This window comes from Rhizobium sp. Root483D2 (genome assembly GCF_001426685.1).
GTDB lineage: Bacteria > Pseudomonadota > Alphaproteobacteria > Rhizobiales > Rhizobiaceae > Pararhizobium > Pararhizobium qamdonense.
This window is the reverse complement of record NZ_LMFB01000012.1, coordinates 136742-160048: the sequence shown is the minus strand read 5'-3', so window position 1 is coordinate 160048 and position 23307 is coordinate 136742. Positions and strand designations below refer to the sequence as shown.

24 protein-coding genes are annotated in these 23307 nt (G+C 61.1%); 14 read left to right on the top strand and 10 right to left on the bottom strand.

Annotation, left to right across the window (positions count from 1 at the left end):
- Positions 1-39: 39 nt before the first annotated feature.
- Positions 40-819 (top strand): SDR family oxidoreductase, encoded by a 780-nt coding sequence (locus ASD32_RS10275; RefSeq protein WP_060637932.1) that lies wholly within the window; start codon positions 40-42, stop codon positions 817-819.
- Positions 820-864: 45 nt separating this feature from the next.
- Here ASD32_RS10275 and ASD32_RS10270 read toward each other — a convergent pair whose 3' ends face one another.
- Positions 865-1119 (bottom strand): hypothetical protein, encoded by a 255-nt coding sequence (locus ASD32_RS10270; RefSeq protein ID WP_348270736.1) that lies wholly within the window; start codon positions 1117-1119, stop codon positions 865-867.
- A 150-nt stretch (positions 1120-1269) separates the two neighbouring features.
- On the opposite strand from ASD32_RS10270, the gene ASD32_RS10265 reads away from it, so the two are divergent.
- Positions 1270-1989, top strand: a complete 720-nt coding sequence (locus ASD32_RS10265; RefSeq protein ID WP_060638153.1) for a Crp/Fnr family transcriptional regulator — start codon at positions 1270-1272, stop codon at positions 1987-1989.
- A 7-nt stretch (positions 1990-1996) separates the two neighbouring features.
- On the opposite strand, the gene ASD32_RS10260 is transcribed toward ASD32_RS10265, so the two are convergent.
- The 3 genes from ASD32_RS10260 to tauA are packed head-to-tail and all read right to left on the bottom strand — an operon-like array spanning position 1997 to position 4705.
- Positions 1997-2845 (bottom strand): ABC transporter permease subunit, encoded by an 849-nt coding sequence (locus ASD32_RS10260; protein ID WP_060637931.1) that lies wholly within the window; start codon positions 2843-2845, stop codon positions 1997-1999.
- Complete coding sequence (locus tag ASD32_RS10255; RefSeq protein ID WP_060638152.1) at positions 2842-3639, bottom strand: ABC transporter ATP-binding protein; 798 nt, start codon at positions 3637-3639, stop codon at positions 2842-2844. Before ASD32_RS10255 ends, ASD32_RS10260 begins: the two co-directional genes overlap by 4 nt.
- A gap of 55 nt (positions 3640-3694) precedes the next feature.
- Positions 3695-4705: a taurine ABC transporter substrate-binding protein gene (tauA, locus tag ASD32_RS10250; RefSeq protein ID WP_060637930.1), complete on the bottom strand. Its 1011-nt coding sequence runs from the start codon at positions 4703-4705 to the stop codon at positions 3695-3697.
- Between the two features lie 217 nt (positions 4706-4922).
- On the opposite strand from tauA, the gene ASD32_RS10245 reads away from it, so the two are divergent.
- Positions 4923-6290 (top strand): LLM class flavin-dependent oxidoreductase, encoded by a 1368-nt coding sequence (locus ASD32_RS10245; RefSeq protein WP_060637929.1) that lies wholly within the window; start codon positions 4923-4925, stop codon positions 6288-6290.
- A gap of 4 nt (positions 6291-6294) precedes the next feature.
- Here ASD32_RS10245 and ASD32_RS10240 read toward each other — a convergent pair whose 3' ends face one another.
- From ASD32_RS10240 to ASD32_RS10230, 3 genes are all read right to left on the bottom strand, one after another.
- Positions 6295-6948: a methionine ABC transporter permease gene (locus ASD32_RS10240; RefSeq protein WP_060637928.1), complete on the bottom strand. Its 654-nt coding sequence runs from the start codon at positions 6946-6948 to the stop codon at positions 6295-6297.
- Entirely contained in the window at positions 6929-8008 is a 1080-nt protein-coding gene (locus ASD32_RS10235; protein ID WP_060637927.1) for a methionine ABC transporter ATP-binding protein, read from the bottom strand. The genes ASD32_RS10240 and ASD32_RS10235 overlap by 20 nt, the downstream gene beginning before the upstream one ends.
- Positions 8009-8138: 130 nt before the next feature.
- Positions 8139-8972, bottom strand: coding sequence for a MetQ/NlpA family lipoprotein (locus tag ASD32_RS10230; RefSeq protein ID WP_060637926.1), 834 nt, complete (start codon positions 8970-8972; stop codon positions 8139-8141).
- Between the two features lie 265 nt (positions 8973-9237).
- On the opposite strand from ASD32_RS10230, the gene ASD32_RS10225 reads away from it, so the two are divergent.
- Complete coding sequence (locus tag ASD32_RS10225; RefSeq protein WP_060637925.1) at positions 9238-9666, top strand: OsmC family protein; 429 nt, start codon at positions 9238-9240, stop codon at positions 9664-9666.
- Positions 9667-9669: 3 nt separating this feature from the next.
- Here the strand turns inward: ASD32_RS10225 and ASD32_RS10220 are convergent, their stop codons facing one another.
- Positions 9670-10257: a DUF1349 domain-containing protein gene (locus ASD32_RS10220; protein ID WP_060637924.1), complete on the bottom strand. Its 588-nt coding sequence runs from the start codon at positions 10255-10257 to the stop codon at positions 9670-9672.
- 194 nt (positions 10258-10451) lie between these two features.
- Between ASD32_RS10220 and ASD32_RS10215 the strand changes: the two genes are divergently transcribed.
- Genes ASD32_RS10215 through ASD32_RS10205 form a run of 3 tightly spaced genes read left to right on the top strand, consistent with a single transcriptional unit; the run spans position 10452 to position 13597 of the window.
- Positions 10452-11759 carry a UDP-glucose/GDP-mannose dehydrogenase family protein gene (locus ASD32_RS10215; RefSeq protein WP_060638151.1) on the top strand — a complete coding sequence of 436 codons (1308 nt, stop codon included), beginning with the start codon at positions 10452-10454 and terminating at the stop codon, positions 11757-11759.
- A 49-nt stretch (positions 11760-11808) separates the two neighbouring features.
- Positions 11809-12840 carry an NAD-dependent epimerase gene (locus tag ASD32_RS10210; protein WP_060637923.1) on the top strand — a complete coding sequence of 344 codons (1032 nt, stop codon included), beginning with the start codon at positions 11809-11811 and terminating at the stop codon, positions 12838-12840.
- Positions 12821-13597, top strand: a complete 777-nt coding sequence (locus tag ASD32_RS10205) for a metallophosphoesterase (protein WP_060637922.1) — start codon at positions 12821-12823, stop codon at positions 13595-13597. The genes ASD32_RS10210 and ASD32_RS10205 overlap by 20 nt, the downstream gene beginning before the upstream one ends.
- Here ASD32_RS10205 and ASD32_RS10200 read toward each other — a convergent pair.
- Positions 13594-14751, bottom strand: a complete 1158-nt coding sequence (locus ASD32_RS10200; protein WP_060637921.1) for a fumarylacetoacetate hydrolase family protein — start codon at positions 14749-14751, stop codon at positions 13594-13596. The two genes, ASD32_RS10205 and ASD32_RS10200, sit on opposite strands and share 4 nt — an antisense overlap.
- 252 nt (positions 14752-15003) lie before the next feature.
- On the opposite strand from ASD32_RS10200, the gene ASD32_RS10195 reads away from it, so the two are divergent.
- From ASD32_RS10195 to ASD32_RS10185, 3 genes are all read left to right on the top strand, one after another.
- On the top strand, positions 15004-16194 hold the full coding sequence (locus tag ASD32_RS10195; RefSeq protein WP_060637920.1) for a TMEM43 family protein: 1191 nt from the start codon (positions 15004-15006) through the stop codon (positions 16192-16194).
- A gap of 147 nt (positions 16195-16341) precedes the next feature.
- Positions 16342-17130 carry a YdcF family protein gene (locus ASD32_RS10190; RefSeq protein ID WP_060637919.1) on the top strand — a complete coding sequence of 263 codons (789 nt, stop codon included), beginning with the start codon at positions 16342-16344 and terminating at the stop codon, positions 17128-17130.
- 92 nt (positions 17131-17222) lie between these two features.
- Positions 17223-17858, top strand: a complete 636-nt coding sequence (locus ASD32_RS10185; protein WP_060637918.1) for a trimeric intracellular cation channel family protein — start codon at positions 17223-17225, stop codon at positions 17856-17858.
- A 32-nt stretch (positions 17859-17890) separates the two neighbouring features.
- Here the strand turns inward: ASD32_RS10185 and irrA are convergent, their stop codons facing one another.
- The gene (irrA, locus tag ASD32_RS10180; RefSeq protein WP_060637917.1) at positions 17891-18310 is read right to left on the bottom strand and encodes an iron response transcriptional regulator IrrA; all 420 of its coding nucleotides are present in this window, start codon (positions 18308-18310) and stop codon (positions 17891-17893) included.
- Positions 18311-18630: 320 nt separating this feature from the next.
- On the opposite strand from irrA, the gene fabA reads away from it, so the two are divergent.
- From fabA to htpG, 4 genes are all read left to right on the top strand, one after another.
- Positions 18631-19146 (top strand): 3-hydroxyacyl-[acyl-carrier-protein] dehydratase FabA, encoded by a 516-nt coding sequence (gene fabA, locus ASD32_RS10175; RefSeq protein ID WP_060501228.1) that lies wholly within the window; start codon positions 18631-18633, stop codon positions 19144-19146.
- Positions 19147-19192: 46 nt separating this feature from the next.
- Positions 19193-20416 (top strand): beta-ketoacyl-ACP synthase I, encoded by a 1224-nt coding sequence (fabB, locus tag ASD32_RS10170; RefSeq protein WP_060638150.1) that lies wholly within the window; start codon positions 19193-19195, stop codon positions 20414-20416.
- Positions 20417-20420: 4 nt separating this feature from the next.
- Positions 20421-21227, top strand: coding sequence for an enoyl-ACP reductase FabI (fabI, locus tag ASD32_RS10165; protein ID WP_060637916.1), 807 nt, complete (start codon positions 20421-20423; stop codon positions 21225-21227).
- 101 nt (positions 21228-21328) lie between these two features.
- Positions 21329-23215, top strand: a complete 1887-nt coding sequence (gene htpG, locus ASD32_RS10160) for a molecular chaperone HtpG (protein ID WP_060637915.1) — start codon at positions 21329-21331, stop codon at positions 23213-23215.
- Positions 23216-23307: the final 92 nt, after the last annotated feature.

Below are 23307 nucleotides of genomic sequence, written 5' to 3'. Positions count from 1 at the left end.
GAGCAGGCTCCAACGGGCGCTTGAGCAAAGGAGCACATCATGGATCTCGGCATCAACGGCAAGCGGGCACTGGTTCTCGGCGGCAGCAAGGGGCTGGGGCGGGGGATTGCTGAGACGTTGGCGGCGGAGGGGGTTGTTGTTGCCTTGACGGGGCGGGATCAGGAGAGGTCGGAGGCGAGTGCGAGAGCGATTGGGCACTCGGCTTGCGGGCTAGCGCTTGATCTGAGCAATCCTGATTCTATCGATCCGTTTCTGGACCGGCTCCGCGCCGATTTCGGAGATATCGATATTCTCGTTTTGAACGGTGGCGGGCCGCCGCCGAGCCTGGCGGCGCAGATCGATCCGGCGTTCTGGCGTGCGCAATTCGATACGATGGTGCTGGCCGGCATGCGCATCACTGAGCGTTTGCTGCCCGCGATGCGACAAAACGGTTTTGGGCGCATCATGGCCGTGGCCTCCACCAGCATCCGCGAGCCGATTGCAGGCCTGACCGCCTCCAACGCGCTGCGCAGCGCCGTTGCCGGCTGGCTGAAGACGCTGGCGGGCGAAGTGGCAGCCGAGGGCGTGACGGTCAACATGCTCCTGCCGGGGCGGCTGGCGACGGACAGGACGCTGAGCTTTGACCGGATGGATGCGGAGAGCGAAGGATTGAGCATCGAGACGGTTGCAGCACGCAGCAAGTCGGATATTCCGGTCGGGCGCTATGGCACTCCGGCCGAGTTCGGGGCGGCAGCGGCTTTTCTCGCTAGCCGGCAGGCCGGTTACATCACCGGCGTAGCGCTGCCGATCGACGGCGGTCTCAGCCGGGCGATGGTATAGGCAGTTCGGCGTTGCCCACGGATAGCTATCAAGATGCTCGCAGGGCTACTCGACAAGCTTGTCTTCAAACCAAGCGTTGCTGAATGTCAGGTTGGCCATTGAAATGGCCCTGCCCTTGTCATCGCGAACCACGACGGAGACCGCACCGTTTGGCTGATCGCCGATCTCGTCCTGGACGACATCCAGCAGAATTCGGGTGACCTCCCTTGTGACGCTTGCGCGTGTTGACAATTCCAACCCCTGTTCGTCGCGGGTTGCGCCGTCACCATTGTGCAGATCGAAAAAGTATCGGCTCATCATATTTGCATCCCCATGAACGGTCAGGAATTCACCGGGACGAAAATAGTTCCTGAAATCAACAGGATTCGTCATTTATGTGTCAATGTTAAATGAGCCCCGGCCGTTTGTGGGATAGGTGGAGAGCCCATCCATCACATGGCATGCCGCAAATTGATCGATTCGCTCCTTCTCAACCTTCAAAGCCATGACGTGGTGTCACCGCACGAGGTGTCGCTGCTCAGAGAGCTGATTTGGCGCGACCGGCGCTTCAAGGTCGACGAGGAGATCGTGGTCGAGGGATCGCGGCCGGGGTATAGCACGCTGCTGATCGACGGCTTTGCGGCACGCTACAAATTCCTGGCCGATGGCACGCGCCAGATCACCGCCCTGCACATTGCCGGCGACTTTGTCGATCTGCATGCATTCCTGCTGAAGACCATGGACCACGGCATCGTTGCGATGTCGCAATGCCATGTGGCCTTCGTCGAGCATGGCGACCTCAAGGCCATCACCGAGACGCAGCCGCATCTCAGCCGCCTGCTTTGGCTGGATACGCTGGTGGACGGCGCCATCCATCGCGAGTGGATCGTGGCGATGGGGCGGCGCTCGAAAAAATCGCATCTTGCGCATCTGGTCTGCGAATTGTTCATGCGGCTGCAGGTCGTCGGGCGCACCAGCGGCTATAATTTTCATTTTCCGCTGACGCAGGTGGAGCTCGCCGATGTGCTTGGCATATCGCTCGTGCATCTCAACAAGACGCTGCAGATCTTGCGCAAGGCCGAGCTTCTGACCTGGATCGGCCAGATGATCACCATCCTCGACTGGCCGCGCCTGCAGGAGCTGGCGCAGTTCGACCCGACCTATCTCAGCCAGACGGTCGAGCCGCGATAGGGCTGCACTACCGGTGTGCCGCCCAAGGCACGAACCAGCGTTCCAAAAGGCGCGCCAGGATTTCGAACAGAAACGCGATCGCGGCAATCACGATAATACCGGCAATGACGATGTCGGTGACGAGGAATTGTGCTGCCGACTGGATCATGAACCCGAGCCCCTGACTTGCTGCCACCAGTTCGGCTGCCACCAGTGTGGACCAGCCTGCACCGAGCGCGATGCGGGTTCCGGTCAGGATCGACGGAATGGCGCTGGGCAGGATCACCTGCAGGAGGATCTGCAGGCGCGATGCGCCGAACGACCGGGCGGCATTGATGAAATCGGACGGTGCGGATTTGACACCGGCGGCGGTGGACAGGATGACCGGCGGCAGCATGGCGAGCGAAATGACGGTAATCTTCGACGCCTCGCCGATACCGATCCAGATGATGATCAGCGGCAGATAGGCCAGCGGCGGCAGCGGCCGCAGGAATTCAACGATCGGATCGAGAATGCCCTTGCCGACGCGGCTGGTGCCGATGGCAAGGCCGGCCGGAATACCGATGACGAGGGCGGCGGCCAGGGCTGCGAAAATCCGCAGCAGGCTGGCGAACGTATGCTCGGCAAGCGTCGAATCGACAAAGCCATTGACCGCGACGGAACAGATTGCCTTCACGACGACCAGAGGCGACGGCAGGAAGAGCGGCGAGACGAGGCCATAGGCGGAAGCAAGGCTCCAGGCCGCGATGATGGCAGCAATGGTTGCCAAAGAGACCGGCAGAGTTCCCAGGCTGCGCCTTGGCTTTGGCGCCCCGGTGGTCACATCGGCAGGGGCTGTTGGGCTGACGGGGGCCATGGCGCCGATATCGATGCTCATGCCGCTTGCTCCTCGCTATCTGCATGAATGAGGCCGTTCAGGCCATCGTGAAGGCGCCGGTATTCCGGCGAGTCCTTGATATCCTGCAGGGATTGTCCACCGAGCAACTGCCTGCCGAAGCTTGCCGGTATATCGGCGATGATCCGGCCGGGATTGGGCGCCAGCACAATGACGCGGGTGGCGAGCAACATCGCCTCCTCGATACTGTGGGTGATCAAAAGCGCGCCGGTCTTGCTGTCTGACCAGACCTTGAGCAGGAACTGCTGCAGACGGGTGCGGGTCAGCGCATCGAGCGCGCCGAGCGGCTCGTCGAGCAGCAGAAAGCGCGGCTCGGAGGCCAGCGCCCGGGCGATGCCGACGCGCTGGCGCATGCCGCCCGACAATTCCCAGATGTTCTTAGCCCCGGCATTGTCGAGGCCGACCTTGGCGAGCAGGTCATCTGCCCGCAGGCGGCGCTCGCCCTTGGCAATGCCCTTGAGTTTCAGCGGAAAGGCGACATTGTCGCGGGCGTTCAGCCAGGGGTAGAGCGCATCGTCCTGGAAGACGACGGCACGATCGGCGGCAGGCCCGGGGATATCAGCACCATCCACCGACACGCGGCCGGATGTGGGCTTGAGAAATCCGGCCGCAAGATTGAGCAGGCTGGTCTTGCCGGAGCCGGAGCGGCCGATGACGACGATGAATTCATCGGATGCCAAGTGCAGCGTAACGCTATCCAGCACCAGCCGTGTCCGGCTGATATCGCGATCGGCCGGAAATGCCAGGGATACGGATTGCAGCGACAGCACGCTCATGATCACACCGATGGTTTGCGGCGCTGGAATCGCATGTGATTCCAGCGCCTGTTTGTTAAAGGCCAGCCTTGGCGGCTTCGACGACCCAGCGCGACGAAGCGTAAGGCGCGTAGTCCGGAAGAACCGCCGGGATCTTGCCCTGCTCCAAAAGGAAGGCGGATGTTTCCGCAACCGCCTTTGCCGTGCCGCCACCGAGCAGATCGGCACCGGCCTGCTCTTCCAGCGTCGGGAAGTGATAACCCTTCAGCAGAGCCGGCACTTCCTCAACCTTTGCGCCGGTGAGCTTGGCGATTTTTTCCGCTTCCGGCGACGCTGCGTTCCAGCTGTCCGGATTGGCGCGGTAGTCGGCATAGGCCTTGCCGGTCACCTGAACGAAGCCGGTAACGACGTCGGGATGTTCTTCGGCAAATTTCTTGCTGACGATCCAGGCATCGAAGGTCGGGCCGCCCCATTTGGCGACATCTGCCGACGTTGCCAGCACGCTACCGGTTTTCTTCAGCTCCGACAGGACCGGATCCCAGACGTAAGCGCCATCGATGTCGCCGCGTTCCCAGGCGGCTGCGATTTCCGGAGGCCGCAGGTTGAGGATTTCGACGGATTTCGGATCGACCTTCCAGTGCTTCAGCGCCGTCAGCAGGCTGTAATGGGCGGTGGAGACGAAGGGCGTGGCGATCTTCTTGCCGGCGAGATCCTCAGGCTTGTCGATGCCCTTGACGGCGAGCGCCTCGGCTTCCGAGATCAAGCCGACGACGAAGATCGTCTCGATCGGGATTTCGCGGCTGGCGGCGGCAGCGAGCGGCGAGGAGCCGACATAGCCGATATCGAGCGAGCCGGAAGCGACGGCGGTGATCACATCGGCACCGCTGTCGAATTTCTGCCAGTTGATCTTTGCGCCGGTGACCTTTTCATATGTGCCATCGGCCTGCGGCACGCGCGACGGCTCGACAATCGGCTGGTAACCGATATTGACGTTGACGTCGGCGGCGTAGGAAAAATTACTGTGTGTCGTGAAAGCGAGAACGGCCAGGGTGGCGGTTCCCAGAAGGCGGCGTCGGTTGATTGTCATGTCCCTCTCCCGGCAATGGTTCAATGGCATTCCGCACCGGAGGCTCCGATGGAATGATGAACGATCATTGTAAAATTCATAGAATTTATAGAGATAAAAAATTCCCGGATTCGCTATGCTTTCGTAATGCGAATCTAAATTCACGAAAGACTTGGGTGTTTTCGCCGGGATGGTATGAAACAGGGAAAAACACCACCGAAAGACAGGGAATAGCCGGATGAAGACAATGCAGATTTACGCCTTCGACATGAACTGTGTCGGCCACATCAATCATGGCCTTTGGACACATCCGCGCGACCAATCGGTGCGCTATACCGATCTCGACTATTGGACGGATCTGGCCATAACGGCCGAGCGCGGCAAGCTGGACGGGCTGTTCCTCGCCGATATTGTCGGGGTCTACGATGTCTACAAGGCAAGCCCTGCCCCGACGATCGAGGCTGCAGCGCAAATTCCGGTCAACGATCCGCTGATCCCGATTTCGGCCATGGCGCATGTCACAAAGCATCTTGGCTTCGGCGTCACCGTCAATACGACCTACGAGCCGCCCTTTCTCTTGGCGCGGCGCATGTCGACGCTGGATCACCTGACCAAAGGGCGGATCGGCTGGAATATCGTTACCGGCTATCTCGACAGCGCCGCGCGCAGCATGGGATTGGAACGGCAGCCGGACCATGATGCCCGCTACGATGCGGCGGAAGAGTATCTTGAGGTGCTCTACAAGCTCTGGGAAGGCAGCTGGGACGACGACGCGGTGCTGCGCGACAGGACGGGCCGGATATTTGCCGATCCCTCCAAAGTGCGCACCGTCAGCCATGACGGGCACTACCACAAGATGAAGGGCATTCATCTGAGCGAACCTTCGCCGCAGCGGACGCCGCTTCTGTTTCAGGCCGGCGCTTCGGCAAGAGGCCAGGATTTTGCCGGAAAACATGCCGAATGCGTGTTCATCGCCAGTGCCACGCCGCAAGCCGCAAGGCCGATCGTGGAGGGATTGCGGCAGAAGGCCGGGGAATTCGGGCGCGGCAGCGATCCCTTGCGCATTCTCAATCTGTTGACCGTCGTCGTCGGTCGGACAGAAAAGGAAGCGCGCGACAAGCTGGAGGATTATCGCCAGTATTCCAGCGTCGAGGCCTCGCTTGCCCATTATTCCAGCTCTATCGGCATCGATCTTTCCCAATACGGACTGGACGAGCCGATCGAACAGCTGACCACCAATGCCAACCAATCGGCGCTGGCGGCGATCACCAAACAGGCGGCAAAGCCGGTAACCGTGCGGCAGATCACCGAGCAGATGGTGCTGGGCAGCCGGATGAAGCCGGTTGTCGGCTCACCGGAGCAGATTGCCGATCATCTGCAGATGTGGATCGAGGAGGCTGGTATCGACGGCTTCAACCTTGCGCGCACCGTGGCGCCGGAGAGCCTTGCGGATTTCGTTGACCTGGTCGTGCCGGTGCTGCAGGAGCGCGGGCTGTTCAAAGCTGACTATGCCGCGGGGCCGTTGCGGCAGAAACTGTTCGGCGGCGAGAATGGAAGGCTGACCGCCTCCCATCCCGCCGCCGTTTTCAGGCACATAAGAACGTAGCCGGCTATTTATGATCCAGCCTGGCGACGAGGCGATCGCCCAGCCACTGGATGCCGCAGACCAGAACGATCAGCACGATGACGACGGCGATCATCACTGTCGTTTCGAAACGCTGGTAGCCATAGCGGATCGCAAGATCGCCAAGACCACCGGCACCGATGGCGCCGGCCATGGCGGAAGCGCCGACCAGGGTCACCAGGGTGACGGTGAAACCGGCAACAATGCCCGGCAGTGCTTCCGGCACAAGCACTTCGCGGATGATCGTCCAGCGGTTGCCGCCCATGGCGCGCACCGCGTCGATCAGGCCGCGATCCACCTCACGCAACGACACTTCGGCGATGCGGGCATAATAGGGCGTGGCGGCAATGGCCAGCGGCACGATGGCAGCCCAGGTGCCAAGCGCCGTGCCGACGATCAGCCGCGTCAGCGGGATCAGCGCGACGAGCAGAATGATGAACGGCACCGAGCGGAAACCGTTGACGATGGCACCCAGCACGCTGTTGAGCCACGGTTTTTCGGCAATACCGCCTCGGGCGGTGGCGACGAGCGCCAGACCGAGCGGCAGGCCGGCAACCAGCGAGATGATGCCGGAGGCGCCGGTCATCAGGATGGTTTCCCAGAGAGAGCGAAAAAGCAGTTCAAGCATGATTGGCGTCATAACCAAGCACCTCCACCCGCGCACCGCGAGCCTTTAGAAAATTCTGGACCTGTTCCGGCAGTGCGGCGTCGCGTGTGGGAACGGCTATGAAGAACCGCGCCACCGGCTGGTCCTGAATATGATCGATACCGCCGTGAACGAGGCGGAAGGCCTGCGGCAGGGCCTGCGACAGATCGGCAAACAGCGCACCTTGGGCGGCAGGGCCGGCCATATCGACGCTGAAAATCTGCTCGGCTCCGCCCACCGGCGACAGCCGCGCGGCAATCGCGTCAGGCAGTTGCGGCCGGATGCCGCTCAGCAGGCTCTGCGTGATCGGCGCCTGCGGATTGGCAAAGACCGACCAGACCTGGCCTTCTTCGACGATACGGCCGGCATCGATGACCGCAACGCGATCGGCGACGCTGCGCACCACTTCCATTTCGTGGGTGATCAAGAGGATGGTCAGGCCGAGTTTGCGGTTGATGTCCTTCAACAGCGCCAGGATCGAGCGGGTCGTTTCCGGGTCGAGCGCCGAGGTTGCCTCGTCCGACAGCAAAAGGGCCGGACGCGCGGCAAGGGCGCGGGCGATGCCGACGCGCTGCTTCTGGCCGCCGGACAGCGACGACGGGTAGGCCTTCGCCTTGTCGGACAGGCCGACGAGATCCAGCAGTTCGGCAGCGCGCTTCAGGCGCTCGGCCCTGCCCAGGCCTTCGATCTTCAAAGGCAGCGCCACGTTTTCCTCGACGGTTTTCGCCGACAGAAGATTGAAGTGCTGGAAGATCATGCCGATGCGGCGGCGCAGCGGCTGCAGTTCCTTTTCGCTCAAACCGGTGATATTGCGGCCTTCGATATGGATTTCACCGCTATCGGCCTGCTCCAGCCCGTTCAGGCACCGAATCAGCGTCGATTTGCCGGCGCCGCTTCGGCCGATAATGCCGAGAATTTCGCCTTTGCGCACCGTCAGCGACACACCGTCGAGAGCGGGTGTCGTGCCGAAGCGGCGCTTGACATCCACCAGCCGGACGACCTCACCCGCCTGCGATCGGCCCGCAGCCGCAGGATCGGAAACAACAGAATTCATACTTTGTCCTTCGTTGTGTTTTCGGCGTTTGTTTTGCGCATCTCTACAAAACGCCCAAGGCGGCCCTGGCAAACGAATGCCAGAACCGCCCGGTTTAGCGTACCCCTTCGCTCAAAGGTACGAAAGTGGATCAATAGGCGCTGATGCCGGTACCCTTGTAGACCTTGTCGAATTCAGCCTTGACGGCGTCGTTCTGATAGGCGGAGACCAATGTCTTTACCCAGGCTTCGTTCTCCGTGCCGGTCTTGACGGCGATGAAGTTGCGGTAGGGGTTGTTATCAACCGGCTCCTGGGCGACGCGGTCGTCCGCAGACAGGCCGCTCTTCAGAGCCCAATCGGTGTTGACGACGGCGGCATCGAGGTCTTCGATCGCGCGACCAACGACGCCAGCGTCGAGTTCCTTGATTTCGACCTTCTTCGGATTTTCAACGATATCGGCGATCGTCGCCAGGATGCCGGTGCCGTCCTTCAGCTTGATGATGCCTTCGTTCTGCAACACGCGCAGCGCACGGCCTTCGTTCGACGGATCATTCGGCACGCCGATCACGGCACCTTCTGGCAGTTCGGCGATGGTCTTGAACTTCTTGGTGTAGAGGCCGATCGGCCAGACGCCGGTATAGCCGACATTGACGATATGATAGCCGTGCTGCTGGATCTGGTTGTCCAAATAGGGCTGATGCTGGAAGGCGTTGGCATCGACTTCGCCGCGCTCCAGTGCCTCGTTCGGCTGGGTATAATCGTTGAAGACAACGGTTTCGATGGTCAGGCCCTGCTTTGCGGCCTCCGTGGTGACAACGCGCCAGACGTCTTCGTCCTCGCCGCTGATGATGCCGACCTTGATCGACTTGTCCTGGGCAAAGCTTGCGGACGGCGCGGCAAAGCCAGCGATCGCAGCGGCGGAAACGGCAAGAGCGGTCAGGGCCGCGCGGCGCGAGAGTGTGTGAAAGATCGTCTTTTTGGTCATTGTCAGTCCCGTCCTGTCAGATGAGGCGTTTGCCCCGGTGTGGTATGGTTATCGCAAAATCGGATGCCCCGGGCGAAGCACGAACGCCTCTTATCGTGTGATGGCCGGAAAAACTCTTGCGGATGTTCCGCTATTTGCGGACACAAATTTCCATAAAATCCGACTAATGATTCCGTCAGGTTTTATTGGTCATGAAGGCTCAAATAGCTTCCAACACTGAAAAATTGCCTATCAAATGTACTGCATGTGACTTCAGGAGAGCAAAATGGCGGAATTAGCGACAAAAACCAGACCAACCGGCGCAATCGCTGTTCTTGGCCGGCACGGGTTTCCTCAGGTCACATCCGCGACGGGCGGTGAAATCCAGATCGTGAACGGTCCCTCGCAGGCCGGCTTCAACCCGATCGACCTTCTCTACGCTTCGCTTTCAGCCTGTCTTGCCATGAGCGCCCGGATCGCTGCGAGCCAGATGGGCCTGCTCGACCGGGTGAGCGAAATCCGCGCCGATGTCAGCGGCGAAAAGTCCACCGAAGGCCTGTCGCGCGTGGTGAAGTTCAATGCGGTTTTGACAATCCGGGGAGACTTTCCGGCGGAAGCCCGGAATGCGATCGCTCACGCCGCCGAAGAAGAAATCTGTACGGTCAGCAACACGCTGCGTGGCGGTGCCGATTTTTCAATGACGGTTCTCGATTGAGATTTAGCCGTGGTCCGCATCGTGCAGGGCGCGGCTGATCGGCGGGCCGACGGCGATGCCGCTGAACGTCGCCTCAAACCCGCCGCGTTCCGGCGAGCATGCCGTGACCCCGAATGCGGCATCGCCCCTGAAGAACGGGCAGAGCCGCGCCATCTGCCAGGGCGCGTCCCCGCTCAACCGGAACTGAACGCGCACGGCCGCGTCATGGCGCGTCAACCGCACGAAAAGCTGTGCTGATGGGGCCATGTCGGGTAGCGGAATGACCGACCAGTCCGACACGCCGCGTGTGACCACCACGCTGAAATGCATCATTCCGTCCGTATATTCTATGCCGCATTTGATCCAGTTGCGCTCATTGAGGCGCAGCATGAGACCGGCCTGATCGTAGAGGGTTTCGTAAGCCCCGATGATTGTCGCAGATCCTGTAAAATCGCCGGAGACAGGACGAAGATAGGCGTGGCCGCTGTCCCGGTGGAAGCCGTAGAAGGTTTCCTGCCAGAAATCGGTTTTCGCGTCGGTTTTCAGAGAAAGCTGCCCGGCATCTCCGCTCCAGATAGCCGGCTCGTTGTGCCAGCGAAATATCTCCGCCATGTCTGCTGTTCTCCCGCCTGCCTTGCCTCTTCCGGCGGCAATCTAACCATCAGTGTCCGGCTGGCAAGTGCAGTCGCAGGCTGGCCTGGCATATCCGGCATTGGCAACATGAGTATGTTTGACTAAGGATGCGGCTATATGCGCATCCGAGGCTGGGCCGTTATGCGCCGTGCGATGTGTTTTTGGAGTTTGCCATGAAAATCACGATGATCGGTGCAGGATATGTCGGACTGGTCTCGGGCGTGTGTTTTGCCGATTTCGGTCATGACGTTGTCTGCATCGACAAGGACGCCAGCAAGATCGAAGCGCTGCTGGCCGGCCGCATCCCGATCTTCGAGCCGGGTCTTGAGCAGCTGGTGGCCGACAATGTCAAGGACGGGCGGCTGAGTTTTACCACCGATCTGGCAACCAGCGTTGCGCAGAGCGATGTGATCTTCATTGCGGTGGGCACGCCATCGCGGCGCGGCGATGGCCATGCGGACCTCTCCTATGTCTATGATGCCGCCCGCGAGATCGCCGCGCATGTGACCGGCTTTACTGTCGTTGTCACCAAGTCCACCGTTCCGGTCGGCACCGGCGACGAGGTCGAGCGGATCATGCGCGAGACCAATCCGGATGCCGATATTGCCGTGGTGTCCAATCCGGAATTCCTGCGCGAGGGTGCTGCCATCGACGATTTCAAGCGGCCTGACCGCATCGTTATCGGCCTTGATGACGAGCGCGCCCGGGGCGTGATGACCGAGGTCTACCGGCCGCTCTATCTCAATCAGTCGCCGCTACTGTTCACCACCCGGCGCACCTCCGAGCTGATCAAATATGCCGGCAATGCGTTTCTGGCGATGAAGATCACCTTCATCAACGAGATGGCGGACCTGTGCGAAAAGGTCGGCGCCAATGTGCAGGAGGTTGCACGCGGTATTGGTCTCGACGGCCGTATCGGCGGTAAGTTCCTGCATGCCGGTCCTGGCTATGGCGGCTCGTGTTTTCCCAAGGACACGCTGGCGCTGGTCAAAACAGCGCAGGACCATGACAGCCCGGTGCGCCTGATCGAGACCGTGGTATCCGTCAACGACAACCGCAAGCGCGCCATGGGCCGCAAGGTGATTGCGGCTGCCGGCGGCGACGTGCGCGGCAAGAAGGTCGCAGTGCTTGGCCTCACCTTCAAGCCGAACACCGACGACATGCGCGACAGTCCGGCCATCGCCGTCATCCAGGCGCTGACCGACGCTGGGGCCATCGTCACCGGCTATGATCCCGAAGGCATGGAAAACGCTACGAAGGTGATCGACGGCATCGCCTATGCCGACAATCCCTATAAGGCCGCCGAAGGTGCGGATGCGCTGGTGATCGTCACCGAATGGAACGAGTTCCGCGCGCTTAATCTTCTCCGCCTGAAGGCCCTGATGAACACGCCGATCCTCGTCGATCTCCGCAATATCTATCAGGCCGGCGAGGTCACCAAACACGGGTTTGCCTATACAAGCATCGGCCGCCCGGACTAGGAGGCGGGAGATATCGATCCACGGCGGTCACGACCAGCAAGGAGCCGGCATGCGCTATCTGATCACGGGAACGGCAGGGTTCATCGGGTTCCACCTGGCCAAGCGGCTGCTGGACGATGGCCATTTCGTGACCGGTTTCGATGGCATGACGCTCTATTATGATGTGCGCCTGAAGGAACGGCGCCATGCGATCCTCGCCCGGTCCAACGGCTTCCGGCCGGTGATCGGCATGCTGGAAGACAGGGATGCGCTGGAACGGGCAGCCGAAATGGGCGAGCCCGACGTCATCGTTCATCTGGCGGCGCAGGCGGGCGTGCGCTACAGCCTGGAAAACCCGAAGGCTTATGTCGATTCCAATCTGATCGGCACCTGGAACATGCTGGAACTGGCCAAGGCCGTGCAGCCCAGGCATCTGCTCTTGGCCTCCACCTCCTCGATTTACGGCGCCAACGACAAAATCCCGTTTGCCGAGACCGACCGGGCCGACGAGCCGATGACGCTCTATGCGGCCACCAAGAAGTCCGGCGAGCTGATGGCGCACAGCTATGCGCATCTCTACGGCGTGCCGACGACGGCGTTCCGGTTCTTCACGGTCTACGGCCCCTGGGGCCGTCCGGACATGGCGCTGTTCAAATTCGTCGATTGCATCCTCAACGGCCGGACGATCGAGATTTATGGCGAGGGCCGGATGAGCCGCGACTTCACCTATATCGACGATCTCGTCGAGGGCATTGTCCGGCTGACAGCCGTTGCTCCGGCGCAGGATAATCGCGTCGAGGCGATCGATACGCTGTCGCATCATGCGCCGTTTCGCATCGTCAATATCGGCGGCGGGCAGCCGGTCGCGCTGATGCATTTCGTCGAAACGGTCGAGGCCGCCGTCGGGCGTCCGGCGATCCGCACCATGCTGCCGATGCAGCAAGGCGATGTCCCCAGAACCTTTGCATCACCCGATCTTCTCCACAGCCTGACCGGCTTCACGCCGTCGATTTCGGTGGAAGAGGGCGTGCGCCGCTTTGTCGCGTGGTATCGCGCCGAGATGGTGGCGGCGGAGGCGCCTGATGATCCGCGGAATCCTTGATTTCCTGCGCAGCCGCGCTGCGGCATCGCCGCCCGAACAAAGGCGGAAGCTTTTGTTCGACAGGGCGCCGGACCATATCTATGCCGTCGGCGACGTGCACGGCTATGACGATACGCTGGGCCGGCTGGAAGAGCTGATCATTGCGGATGGCGCCAGGCGCAACGGGGTGAAATGGCTGGTCATGCTCGGCGATTACGTCGATCGCGGACCGAAATCATCCGCCGTGCTCACCCGGCTGACCACGCGGCCTCTTGCCGGTATCCGCCGCATCTGCCTTTCCGGCAATCATGAGGCGGTGATGCTTGATTTTCTCGGCAATCCCGCGACTGACCACCACTGGCTGCGCCTGGGCGGCATGGAGACGCTGCGTTCCTATGGGCTGAACAGGCTTCCAACAGGCCGGGCCGAGCAAAAAACGCTGCTGGAAACCCTTATTCCCGCCAGCCATGTCGCGTTCCTGACATCGCTGCCGTCGTTGCTACAGGTGCCCGGCTATTGTTTTGTCCATGCGGGCCTGAAGAAGGGCGTGGCACTGACAGAGCAGAAGGATGCGGACCTTTTGTGGATCAGGCCGGGGGCCGCAGACCATCAACACGCGGCCAACGGCTTCGTCACCGTGCATGGCCATACGCCGGTGGCACGGGTCGAGATCGGTCCTTCGCGCATCAATATCGATACGGGCATCTACAGGAGCGGCATCCTGTCGGCCGTGCGGCTATCACACGGCGAACCGCCCGGTATCATCCAGAGCCGTTAGAGCAGCCCACGGGCCGCAAGGTTGCGCATCAATGCCGATGGGCCGAACGTCCAGGGCGGGCATTCGGTCGAGAGGCGTACCGTGTTGGTCAGCGATCCCAATTCGGCATTTGCGATCGTCACGACATCGCCGAGCTTGTGGGTGAAGCCCTGGCCCGGGGTATCGCGATCCTCGACCGGCGCAAACAGGGTTCCCATGAACAGCATGAAGCCATCGGGATATTGATGATGTCGGCCGATCGTCTGGGCAACCAGATCGAGCGGATCGCGGCTGATCTCCCGCATCGTGCTTGCCCCTTTCAAGACGAAACCATCGGGGCCGCTGATCGTTAGCGACAGATCGGCGCTGCGCACATCGTCGATGGAATAGGTATCGTCGAACAGGCGGATGAACGGGCCGATGGCGGAGGAGGCATTGTTGTCCTTGGCCTTGCCGAGCAGCAGCGCCGAGCGGCCCTCGACATCGCGCAGGTTGACGTCATTGCCGAGCGCCGCCCCCTTGACGCGGCCCTGGCTATCGACGGCCAGCACGATCTCCGGCTCGGGATTGTTCCATTTCGAGATCGGATGCAGCCCGACCGAGGCGCCCCAGCCGACCGAGGCCAGGACCTGCGCCTTGGAAAACACCTCCGCATCCGGGCCGATGCCGACTTCCAGATATTGCGACCAGACGCCGACCTCGATCAGCGCCGCCTTCACCTTGGCCGCTTCCGGCGACCCGGCCTTCAGGTCGCGCAGGCTGTCGCCGATAATCCCGGTGACGCGCGCGCGCATCGTTTCGGCCAGAGCCGGGTTTCCCGCAGCCTTTTCCTCGATCACGCGCTCGATCATCGAACGGGCGAAGGTGACGCCGCAGGCCTTGACCGCCTGCAGGTCGCACGGCGCCAGCAGATGCATGATCGAGAGATCGCCAGCGGCCTCGACCGAGGCGGCCGTGATGGCCTCAAGGGTGGACAGACGCTCGCCTGACGTTCCGGCCAGAAATGCAATGGGGTCGTCGAACTCCAGAAGATCGCGCATCGTCGGCACCTCTTTCGAGGTGATATCGATGAGATCGCCACCGCGCAGGACCACCAGCGCGGGACCCGCCACATCGGGGCGCCAGACGCGCCCGACAAAGGTTCCTGTTTCAAATGCCGCGTTGAGCGATGTCATGCCAAGCCTCCCCATTCCCTGTCAGGCCGCAAGATACAAGCCGCCGGATCATGGACAAGGGTCGAAATGGAAAAACAACTCCGTCTGCAGGGAATGAATATGCCGAAACGTCCTTAATACCCCAAAGACGGTTCACCACGACCGGGGATCACTCTATTTAATTTTTCCAGTTTTCTGATAGCACCTGTTTCAGCGAATAAGTGTGCCGATCCAACCGTTAAAGGGATGGGCATCAGCAGGGGGACGAGGGGCATGAGCTTTACGGAAACAACTACAAGATCGTGGTTTTCAAAACTGAAAAGCGGTCTCGCCGGGCTGGTGATCGGCCCGATCCTGGTGATCGGAATGATCTGGCTGTTGTCCTGGAACGAGGGCCGTTCCGTCCAGACCTACCGCGCACTGGTGGAGGGTGCCGGCATCGTCCTTTCGATCGACAGCGGCGCCGTCGATCCGGCCAATGAAGGCAAGCTGGTGCATGTGTCCGGCCCGGTCAAACCCGACGGCATACCGGAAGATCCGATGCTGGGCGTTTCGGCTGACGGTGCTGCCGGGCTCAACCGGCAGGTCGAGATGTACCAGTGGATTGAAGACAGCAAGAGCGAAACCCAAAAGACGCTCGGCGGCGGCGAAGAAACAGTGACCACCTATAGCTACAAGAAGGAATGGCGCCCCCGCCCGGTCGATTCCTCCGATTTCAAGCAGAGCGGCCAGCACCAGAACCCCGACATGCCGATCGAGGGCGACCGCTTCACCGTGGCGACGGCGACGCTCGGCGCCTTCACGGTGGACGGCAAGGCCGTTGCCAATCTCGGAACGGAAACGCCGGTCAAGCTTACGCCCGATGTCCTCGGAAAGGTCACGGCTGCGATCGGCTCAGACAGGCCCGTCCAGGCCAATGGCACCACCCTTTATGTCTCGCAGAACCGCCAGAACCCGGCTATCGGCGATCTGCGCATCAGCTTCAGCCGCGAAGATATTGCCGAAGCCAGCTTCATCGGTGCGCAGAAAGGTGCGGGGATCACCGGCTACAAGGCCACAAACGGCCGCGAGCTGTTCCTGAGCGCCGCCGGACAGGTCGATGCGCCGCAGATGTTCGATGCGGCCCAGAGCGAGAATACGCTGATCACCTGGCTCATTCGCGGCGGCGGCTTGCTCGGCATGTTTATCGGCTTTGCCATGATGCTGTCGATCCTTGGCATCATCGCCGATCTCGTTCCGTTTGTGGGCTCGATCGTCGGCTTCGGCACCTCGGTCATTGCCGTTATTCTGACGCTGATCCTTGGTCCCCTGGTCATCGCCATCGCCTGGATTGCCTACCGGCCGGTGCTCGCCATCGCCATTATTGGCGCAGGCATATTGCTTGCTGGCGGGCTGATCTATCTGCGGCGTAACAGGACGGGAGCGGCAGCGGCACCGGCACCGACGAGGCTCGGCCGGGCCTGAGGCCTTACCGCCGGTCATAAGGGCTCGGGGCGGATGATCTGTCCCGGCCTTTTCTACCCCTATCCGGCCATATTGGCCAACATTACCTCAGGCTGCTAGGCTCATTTCGCAAACATTTCCCCCTTGGAAGAGACGGTAGCAGACCTCATGTTTCTCGCATCAAAACTGTTCTGGCTGCTTGCCCAGCCTTTATCGCTGATCTTCGTTCTGCTTGTCTTGAGCTTTCTCTTTGCTGCCGCCGGTTTGAAAAGCCTGAACCGGTTCCTGTCGGGGCTCGCCGTCATCCTGCTTTTTCTGACCCTGTTCACCAGCACCGGCACCGTGGCGCTGCAGGCGCTGGAAAACCGTATCCCGAGGCCTGCCAGCCTGCCTTCCGATCTCTCCTGCATCATCATCCTGGGCGGAGCCTTTGAAAACGAGGTGATTGCCCGGCGGGGCGGCATCGAGCTCAACCAGGCGGGCGACCGGTTCGTCGAAGGGCTGAGGCTTGCGCAGGCTCATCCATCGGCGCGCATTCTGGTCTCGGGCGGCGATGGATCGTTCAGCGGGCAATATGACGGCGATGCAAAGACATCGGAAATATTCTTTTCCACCTTCGGCATTGCCCCTGAACGGCTGATTCGCGAAGCGACGTCGCGCACCACCTTTGAGAATGCCGCCAATACAAAACAGCTGCTGGAGGAAAACGGGTTATCGAACTGCGCCCTGATCACCTCGGCCTTCCATATGCCGCGATCGGTGGGATTGTTTCGCAAGCTCGGTATAGACGTGACGCCATGGCCCGTTGATTACCGCACCAGCGGCGATGCGGCGCTTGGCCCCGACTTCAGCCAGCCCTCCCTGAACGCGCAGCTGACGACGACGGCGATGCGCGAATGGACTGGGCTTCTCGCCTATTTCATCAGCGGCCGCACACATGTGCTCTTTCCGCAATAGCTGATATCAGCGCTTCGAGACCTGCCGTTGACGCGCGCGCGCCATTGTGGTCCGTCTCGAACGTCTGGCTTGATTTTCTGGCGGGGGGAAAAATGCCGATCCTGGAAATTCTCGATTACGCGGGCGTCGCAGTCTTTGCAGCGACCGGCGCGCTGGCGGCCTCGCGCAAACAGCTGGATATTATCGGCTATATCTTTCTCGCCGCCGTCACCGGTATCGGTGGCGGCACGCTGCGCGACGTCATTCTTGGGGCGACCCCGGTCTTCTGGGTCACCAATCCGATCTACCTTCTGGTCTGCGGCGGCATGGGGCTTCTGGTATTCTTCTCGGCCCATATGATGGAATCGCGCTACAAGTTCCTGGTCTGGCTCGATGCCATCGGGCTTTCGGCCTATAGCGTCATGGGGGCTGCCAAGGGGTTTGCCGCAACCGGTTCACCGATCGTGGCGCTGGTCACCGGCATGCTGACGGCGACCTTCGGCGGTATTTTGCGCGACCTTTTGGCAGGCGAGCCCTCGGTGCTGCTGCGTCCGGAAATCTACGTGACCGCAGCACTGGCCGGTTCAGCCGTGTTCACGGCTGCGACATGGCTCGGGGCATCGCTGCTGATCGCTTCCACTCTCGGCGTTGCAACGGCCTTTGCGGTGCGCGGCGGCGCATTGAAATATGGCTGGACGCTGCCAACCGGCGATCCACGGCCCGGCCGTCATCCCGACGACGTCATGTAGAACGTCATCAATGAAATAATATAAGAAGAGGCTTAGCCGCGCTTGGGGCGCAGGCGGATGATGACGTCGACATGGGCGATTTCCATGCCTTCCGGCGGTTCCGGCAGATTGCCGATCGTCAGGCTGCTGACCGGAATATCGAGCACTTCGTTGTGGCCCTCGACAAAGAAATGATGATGATCCGACACATTGGTGTCGAAATAGGTCTTGGCGCTTTCGACGGCCAGAACACGGATCATGCCGGCTTCGGTAAACTGGTGCAGCGTGTTGTAAACGGTTGCCAGCGACACCGGGACACCCGCCGTCACTGCTTCTTCATGCAGCTCCTCGACGGTGAGGTGGCGATCACCCTTGGCAAAAATCAGGTCGGCAAGCGCCATGCGCTGACGCGTCGGCCTCAGACCGGAGCGGCGCAAACGTTCTTCCGAACAGATTTCGATGGCAGTCGTCATACGGACGGATCCAGATTTCCAAGCTATTGCAGAACAGTCTTACAGAGCCGATATAACTTTTGCCGAGAATGCTTTCAATAGTAAGCAAGCTCCCTCAAGGCATCCAGACGGTAAAAACCGCCTGATTCTTGGGGCAAAAGGCAATTATCTCTGGCTGTTGCAGCAGCCATCATGTATGCGACGGCGGAAATAGGCCTTGTGCTTGGCCAGACAGGAATATGCGAAACGACGCGCTTGGGTCATGCCGGAGCTTCAATTCGTCCCTATCTTGCTCTAAACCAAGTCAACCAAAAACGGATGTAGCGGGGAAACGACAGTTCATGACGACCAGACAATCCAGCTTCAATTATGAAGAGATCCTGAAATGCGGTCGCGGCGAACTGTTTGGCCCGGGTAATGCCCAGCTGCCCCTGCCCCCGATGCTGATGGTTCATCGCATCACCGATATTTCCGAAACCGGTGGCGCCTTCGACAAGGGCTATATCCGCGCGGAATATGACGTGCGTCCCGACGACTGGTATTTTCCCTGCCACTTCCAGGGCAATCCGATCATGCCGGGCTGCCTGGGTCTTGACGGTATGTGGCAGCTGACGGGCTTCTTCCTCGGCTGGCTGGGCGAACCCGGCCGCGGCATGGCGCTTTCCACCGGCGAAGTGAAATTCAAGGGCATGATCCGCCCGGACACCAAGCTTCTCGAATATGGGATCGACTTCAAGCGCGTCATGCGTGGCCGCCTTGTGCTCGGCACGGCCGACGGCTGGCTGAAGGCCGATGGCGAAACCATCTATCAGGCGACCGACCTGCGTGTCGGCCTGTCGAAAGAAAAAGCTGCCTGAACCGCGCATTGCCGCACTCAGCGAGATTAAAGAAGAGGTCATCAACATGAGACGGGTTGTTGTTACGGGTCTGGGCATTGTTTCCTCGATCGGAAACGATGCGCAGGAAGTCACCGCGTCGCTGCGTGAAGCAAAATCCGGCATTTCGTTTTCCAACGATTTTGCCGAGCATGGCTTCAAATGCCAGGTCTGGGGTGCACCCAATCTCGACACGACCGATCTCGTCGATCGCCGCGCCGCGCGTTTCCTGTCGCAGGGCGGCACCTGGAACCACGTTGCGATGAAGCAGGCCATCGCCGATTCCGGTCTTGAAGACAAGGATATCGGCGGCAATGAGCGTACCGGCATCATCATGGGTTCGGGCGGTCCGTCCACCCGCACGCTGATCGATGCCGCCGAGATCACGCTGAAGAACAACAGCCCCAAGCGCATCGGCCCGTTTGCCGTGCCCAAGGCGATGTCCTCGACCGCATCGGCGACGCTTGCCACCTGGTTCAAGATCCACGGCGTCAACTACTCGATCTCGTCGGCCTGCTCGACCTCGGCCCATTGCATCGGCAATGCCATGGAGATGATCCAGTGGGGCAAGCAGGACGTGATGTTTGCCGGTGGCCACGAAGACCTCGACTGGACCATGTCGAACCTGTTCGACGCCATGGGCGCCATGTCCTCCAAATATAACGATACGCCGTCGACCGCCTCGCGCGCCTATGACATTTCCCGCGACGGCTTCGTCATCGCTGGCGGCGCCGGCGTGCTGGTTCTGGAAGAGCTGGAACATGCGAAAGCCCGCGGCGCCAAGATCTATGCCGAAATCACCGGCTATGGCGCGACATCCGACGGTTACGACATGGTGGCTCCGTCCGGCGAAGGCGCTGTGCGCTGCATGCGCCAGGCGCTGGCAACGGTGAAGGGCGAGGTCGATTACATCAACACGCACGGCACCTCGACGCCTGTTGGCGATTCCAAGGAAATCGGCGCAATCCGCGAAGTCTTCGGCAACAAGATCCCGCATATCCAGTCGACCAAGTCGCTGACCGGCCATTCACTGGGCGCTGCCGGCGTGCAGGAATCGATCTACGGCCTGTTGATGATGCAGGCCGGCTTCATCGGCGAAAGCGCCCATATCACCGAACTGGACCCGGAATTCGACGGCGTGCCGATCGTGCGCAAGCGCATCGACAATGCCAAGATCGATACCGTCCTGTCGAACTCCTTCGGCTTCGGCGGCACCAATGCCACGCTCGTTTTCCAGCGCCACAACGGATAAACCCATGACCGGTATCATGAACGGAAAGCGCGGCCTCATCATGGGGGTCGCCAACAGCCACTCCATCGCCTGGGGCATCGCGCAGGCGGTTGCAGCTGAAGGCGCTGAACTTGCCTTCACCTATCAGGGTGAAGCGCTCGGCAAGCGCGTCAAGCCGCTGGCGGCCGAGGTGAACTCCGATCTGGTCATTCCCTGCGACGTCGAAGATATCGCCTCCGTCGATAGCGCCATTGCCACCATCAAGGAAAAATGGGGCAAGCTCGACTTTATCGTTCATGCGATCGGCTTTTCTGACAAGAACGAGCTAAAGGGCCTCTACGCCGACACGTCGCGCGAAAACTTCAGCCGCACGATGGTCATCTCCTGCTTCTCCTTCACCGAGATCGCCAAGCGCGCGGCGGAACTGATGACCGATGGCGGCACGATGCTGACGCTTACCTATGGCGGCTCCGTGCGGGTCATGCCGAACTACAATGTCATGGGCGTGGCCAAGGCGGCCCTTGAGGCTTCCGTGCGCTATCTCGCTGCCGACTACGGCGCACGCGGCATCCGCGTCAACGCGATTTCGGCCGGCCCGATCCGGACGCTGGCCGGTGCCGGTATTTCCGATGCGCGCGCCATGCTGTCCTGGCAGCAGAAGAACTCGCCCATGCGCCGCACGGTGACGATCGAGGATGTGGGCGGCTCGGCACTCTACCTGCTCTCCGGCCTGTCGCGCGGCGTTACCGGCGAGATCCATTATGTGGACTCCGGCTATAACATTACCTCGATGCCGGCCCTCGATACATTGCGCACGGCGGACGCGGAGTAACATCCGGGCCGCCTTCCTTTCCGTGCCTCTTGAATTTTGCATCTGCACTTGCCAGTTCAGAGCGCGCAAACCATCCAGAATCACGCTGAGGACAGACACGCATGAGCGATGCCGCCGAAAAACCCGTTGAAAATCACGTCTTCGAAGCCGATGTGGCGCGCCTGCTGCATCTCATGGTTCACTCGGTCTATTCCGACAAGGACGTGTTCCTGCGCGAGCTGATCTCCAACGCGGCTGATGCCTGCGAAAAGCTGCGCTACGAGGCCATCAGCGCGCCGGAACTGCTCAATGACGACCCCACACCGCGCATCACGCTGACGCTTGACGCCGAAAGCAACAGGCTGGTCGTCGAGGACAATGGCATCGGCATGAGCCGTGACGATATGGTCGAGGCGCTCGGCACCATCGCCCGTTCCGGCACGCGCGCCTTCATGGAGCGCGTCGAGGCTGCCAAGGCCGGCGAAGGCGCACAGCTGATCGGCCAGTTCGGCGTTGGCTTCTATTCCGCCTTCATGGTGGCCGACAAGGTCGATGTCGTCTCGCGCCATGCCGGCAGCGCCCATGCCTATGTCTGGTCGTCTGACGGCAAGGGAAGCTACACCGTGTCCGAGGCCGATCTCTCTGACGCACCGGCACGCGGCACCCGCATCACGCTGCACCTGATGGACGATGCCAAGAGCTATACGTCCAAATGGAGCGTCCAGAAGATCGTCAAGGACCAGTCCGGCCATGTGCCGGTGCCGATCGACCTGATCGAGAAGCCCGGCGATGACGCCGAGCGTATCGGCGATGGCACGGCGTTGTGGACGAAATCGCGCAGTGAGATCACCAAGGAAGACTATGCCGATTTCTATCGCGGCGTTTCCGGCCAGTATGATGAACCGGCGCTCACCGTGCATTTCCGCGCCGAAGGCCGCCACGAATATACCGGCCTTGCCTTCGTGCCGGAATCCAAGCCGATGGACATGTTCGACCCTTCCGCCAAGGGCCGCATGAAGCTTTACGTCAAGCGGGTCTTCATCACCGACGATGCCGAGCTTCTGCCGCGCTACCTGCGCTTCGTGCGCGGCCTTGTCGATACGTCCGACCTGCCGCTCAACGTCTCTCGCGAGATGATCCAGGAAAGCCCGATCCTTGCCGCCATCCGCAAGGGGCTGACCAACCGCGTGCTGAGCGCCATCGAAAAGCTTGCCGAAAGCGACAAGGACGCCTTTGCCAAGCTCTGGGATGCGTTCGGCGCCGTGCTGAAAGAGGGCATTTACGACGACTTCGAGCGCCGCGAACAGCTGATCGCGCTGTCACGCTTCCGCACCACCACATCCGATGAGGCGGCGCGGTCGCTGGCCGATTACGTCAAGGACATGAAGGACGCGCAGGCGGCGATCTATTACCTGACGGGCGACAATCTCGACCGGCTGAAGGCCTCGCCGCAGCTCGAAGGTTTTCGCGCTCGAGGCATTGAGGTTCTGCTGCTCACTGATTCCGTCGATAGCTTATGGGTGACGGCCGCACCCGATTTCGAAGGCAAGCCGTTCAAGTCGATCACGCAAGGGGCCGCCGACCTGACGCAAGTCCCCACGGCCGATGGCGAGACAGCGGCAACGCCTGAGACATCCGAAGCCGTCACCGGGTTCATCGCCTTTGCCAAGACAACGCTCGGCGATGCTGTATCGGACGTGCGGGCATCCGACCGCCTGACGGAAAGCGCCGTCTGCCTGGTAGCGCCCGAACAGGGCTATGACCGCCAGCTGGAAAAGCTGCTGCAGGGCTCTGGCCGGCTGGACTTGGTCGCCAAGCCCGTGCTTGAGATCAACCCAACGAACGGCCTGATTTCAGCTCTGGCCGCCAGTGGCAGCGACGAATTCCGCACCGATGCCGTGCAGCTCCTGCTCGACCAGGCCCGCGTCCTCGACGGCGACAAGCCACAAGACCCCCGCGCCTTTGCCGAGCGGCTTTCGCGGCTGTTCGAGCGGGCTTTGAAGGGGTAGGTTTGCCGGGTGCCAGCCGGTTCACCCCCCTCTGTCACTGCGTGACATCTCCCCCTCAAGGGGGGAGATTATTCTTTTTCCTTGTGGCGGCA

Excerpts from the sequence above, each read along its gene's own strand:
- ASD32_RS10220 (WP_060637924.1), bottom strand. The coding sequence starts at position 10,257 with ATGGCGGAGATATTTCGCTGGCACAACGAGCCGGCTATCTGGAGCGGA.
- irrA (WP_060637917.1), bottom strand. The coding sequence starts at position 18,310 with ATGACGACTGCCATCGAAATCTGTTCGGAAGAACGTTTGCGCCGCTCC.
- ASD32_RS10255 (WP_060638152.1), bottom strand. The coding sequence starts at position 3,639 with ATGAGCGTGCTGTCGCTGCAATCCGTATCCCTGGCATTTCCGGCCGAT.
- ASD32_RS10185 (WP_060637918.1), top strand. The coding sequence starts at position 17,223 with ATGCCGATCCTGGAAATTCTCGATTACGCGGGCGTCGCAGTCTTTGCA.
- tauA (WP_060637930.1), bottom strand. The coding sequence starts at position 4,705 with ATGACAATCAACCGACGCCGCCTTCTGGGAACCGCCACCCTGGCCGTT.
- fabI (WP_060637916.1), top strand. The coding sequence starts at position 20,421 with ATGACCGGTATCATGAACGGAAAGCGCGGCCTCATCATGGGGGTCGCC.
- ASD32_RS10200 (WP_060637921.1), bottom strand. The coding sequence starts at position 14,751 with ATGACATCGCTCAACGCGGCATTTGAAACAGGAACCTTTGTCGGGCGC.
- ASD32_RS10275 (WP_060637932.1), top strand. The coding sequence starts at position 40 with ATGGATCTCGGCATCAACGGCAAGCGGGCACTGGTTCTCGGCGGCAGC.
- ASD32_RS10190 (WP_060637919.1), top strand. The coding sequence starts at position 16,342 with ATGTTTCTCGCATCAAAACTGTTCTGGCTGCTTGCCCAGCCTTTATCG.
- ASD32_RS10225 (WP_060637925.1), top strand. The coding sequence starts at position 9,238 with ATGGCGGAATTAGCGACAAAAACCAGACCAACCGGCGCAATCGCTGTT.
- fabB (WP_060638150.1), top strand. The coding sequence starts at position 19,193 with ATGAGACGGGTTGTTGTTACGGGTCTGGGCATTGTTTCCTCGATCGGA.
- ASD32_RS10215 (WP_060638151.1), top strand. The coding sequence starts at position 10,452 with ATGAAAATCACGATGATCGGTGCAGGATATGTCGGACTGGTCTCGGGC.
- ASD32_RS10260 (WP_060637931.1), bottom strand. The coding sequence starts at position 2,845 with ATGAGCATCGATATCGGCGCCATGGCCCCCGTCAGCCCAACAGCCCCT.
- ASD32_RS10205 (WP_060637922.1), top strand. The coding sequence starts at position 12,821 with ATGATCCGCGGAATCCTTGATTTCCTGCGCAGCCGCGCTGCGGCATCG.
- ASD32_RS10245 (WP_060637929.1), top strand. The coding sequence starts at position 4,923 with ATGAAGACAATGCAGATTTACGCCTTCGACATGAACTGTGTCGGCCAC.
- ASD32_RS10210 (WP_060637923.1), top strand. The coding sequence starts at position 11,809 with ATGCGCTATCTGATCACGGGAACGGCAGGGTTCATCGGGTTCCACCTG.
- ASD32_RS10230 (WP_060637926.1), bottom strand. The coding sequence starts at position 8,972 with ATGACCAAAAAGACGATCTTTCACACACTCTCGCGCCGCGCGGCCCTG.
- ASD32_RS10240 (WP_060637928.1), bottom strand. The coding sequence starts at position 6,948 with ATGACGCCAATCATGCTTGAACTGCTTTTTCGCTCTCTCTGGGAAACC.
- ASD32_RS10195 (WP_060637920.1), top strand. The coding sequence starts at position 15,004 with ATGAGCTTTACGGAAACAACTACAAGATCGTGGTTTTCAAAACTGAAA.
- htpG (WP_060637915.1), top strand. The coding sequence starts at position 21,329 with ATGAGCGATGCCGCCGAAAAACCCGTTGAAAATCACGTCTTCGAAGCC.
- ASD32_RS10235 (WP_060637927.1), bottom strand. The coding sequence starts at position 8,008 with ATGAATTCTGTTGTTTCCGATCCTGCGGCTGCGGGCCGATCGCAGGCG.
- fabA (WP_060501228.1), top strand. The coding sequence starts at position 18,631 with ATGACGACCAGACAATCCAGCTTCAATTATGAAGAGATCCTGAAATGC.
- ASD32_RS10270 (WP_348270736.1), bottom strand. The coding sequence starts at position 1,119 with ATGATGAGCCGATACTTTTTCGATCTGCACAATGGTGACGGCGCAACC.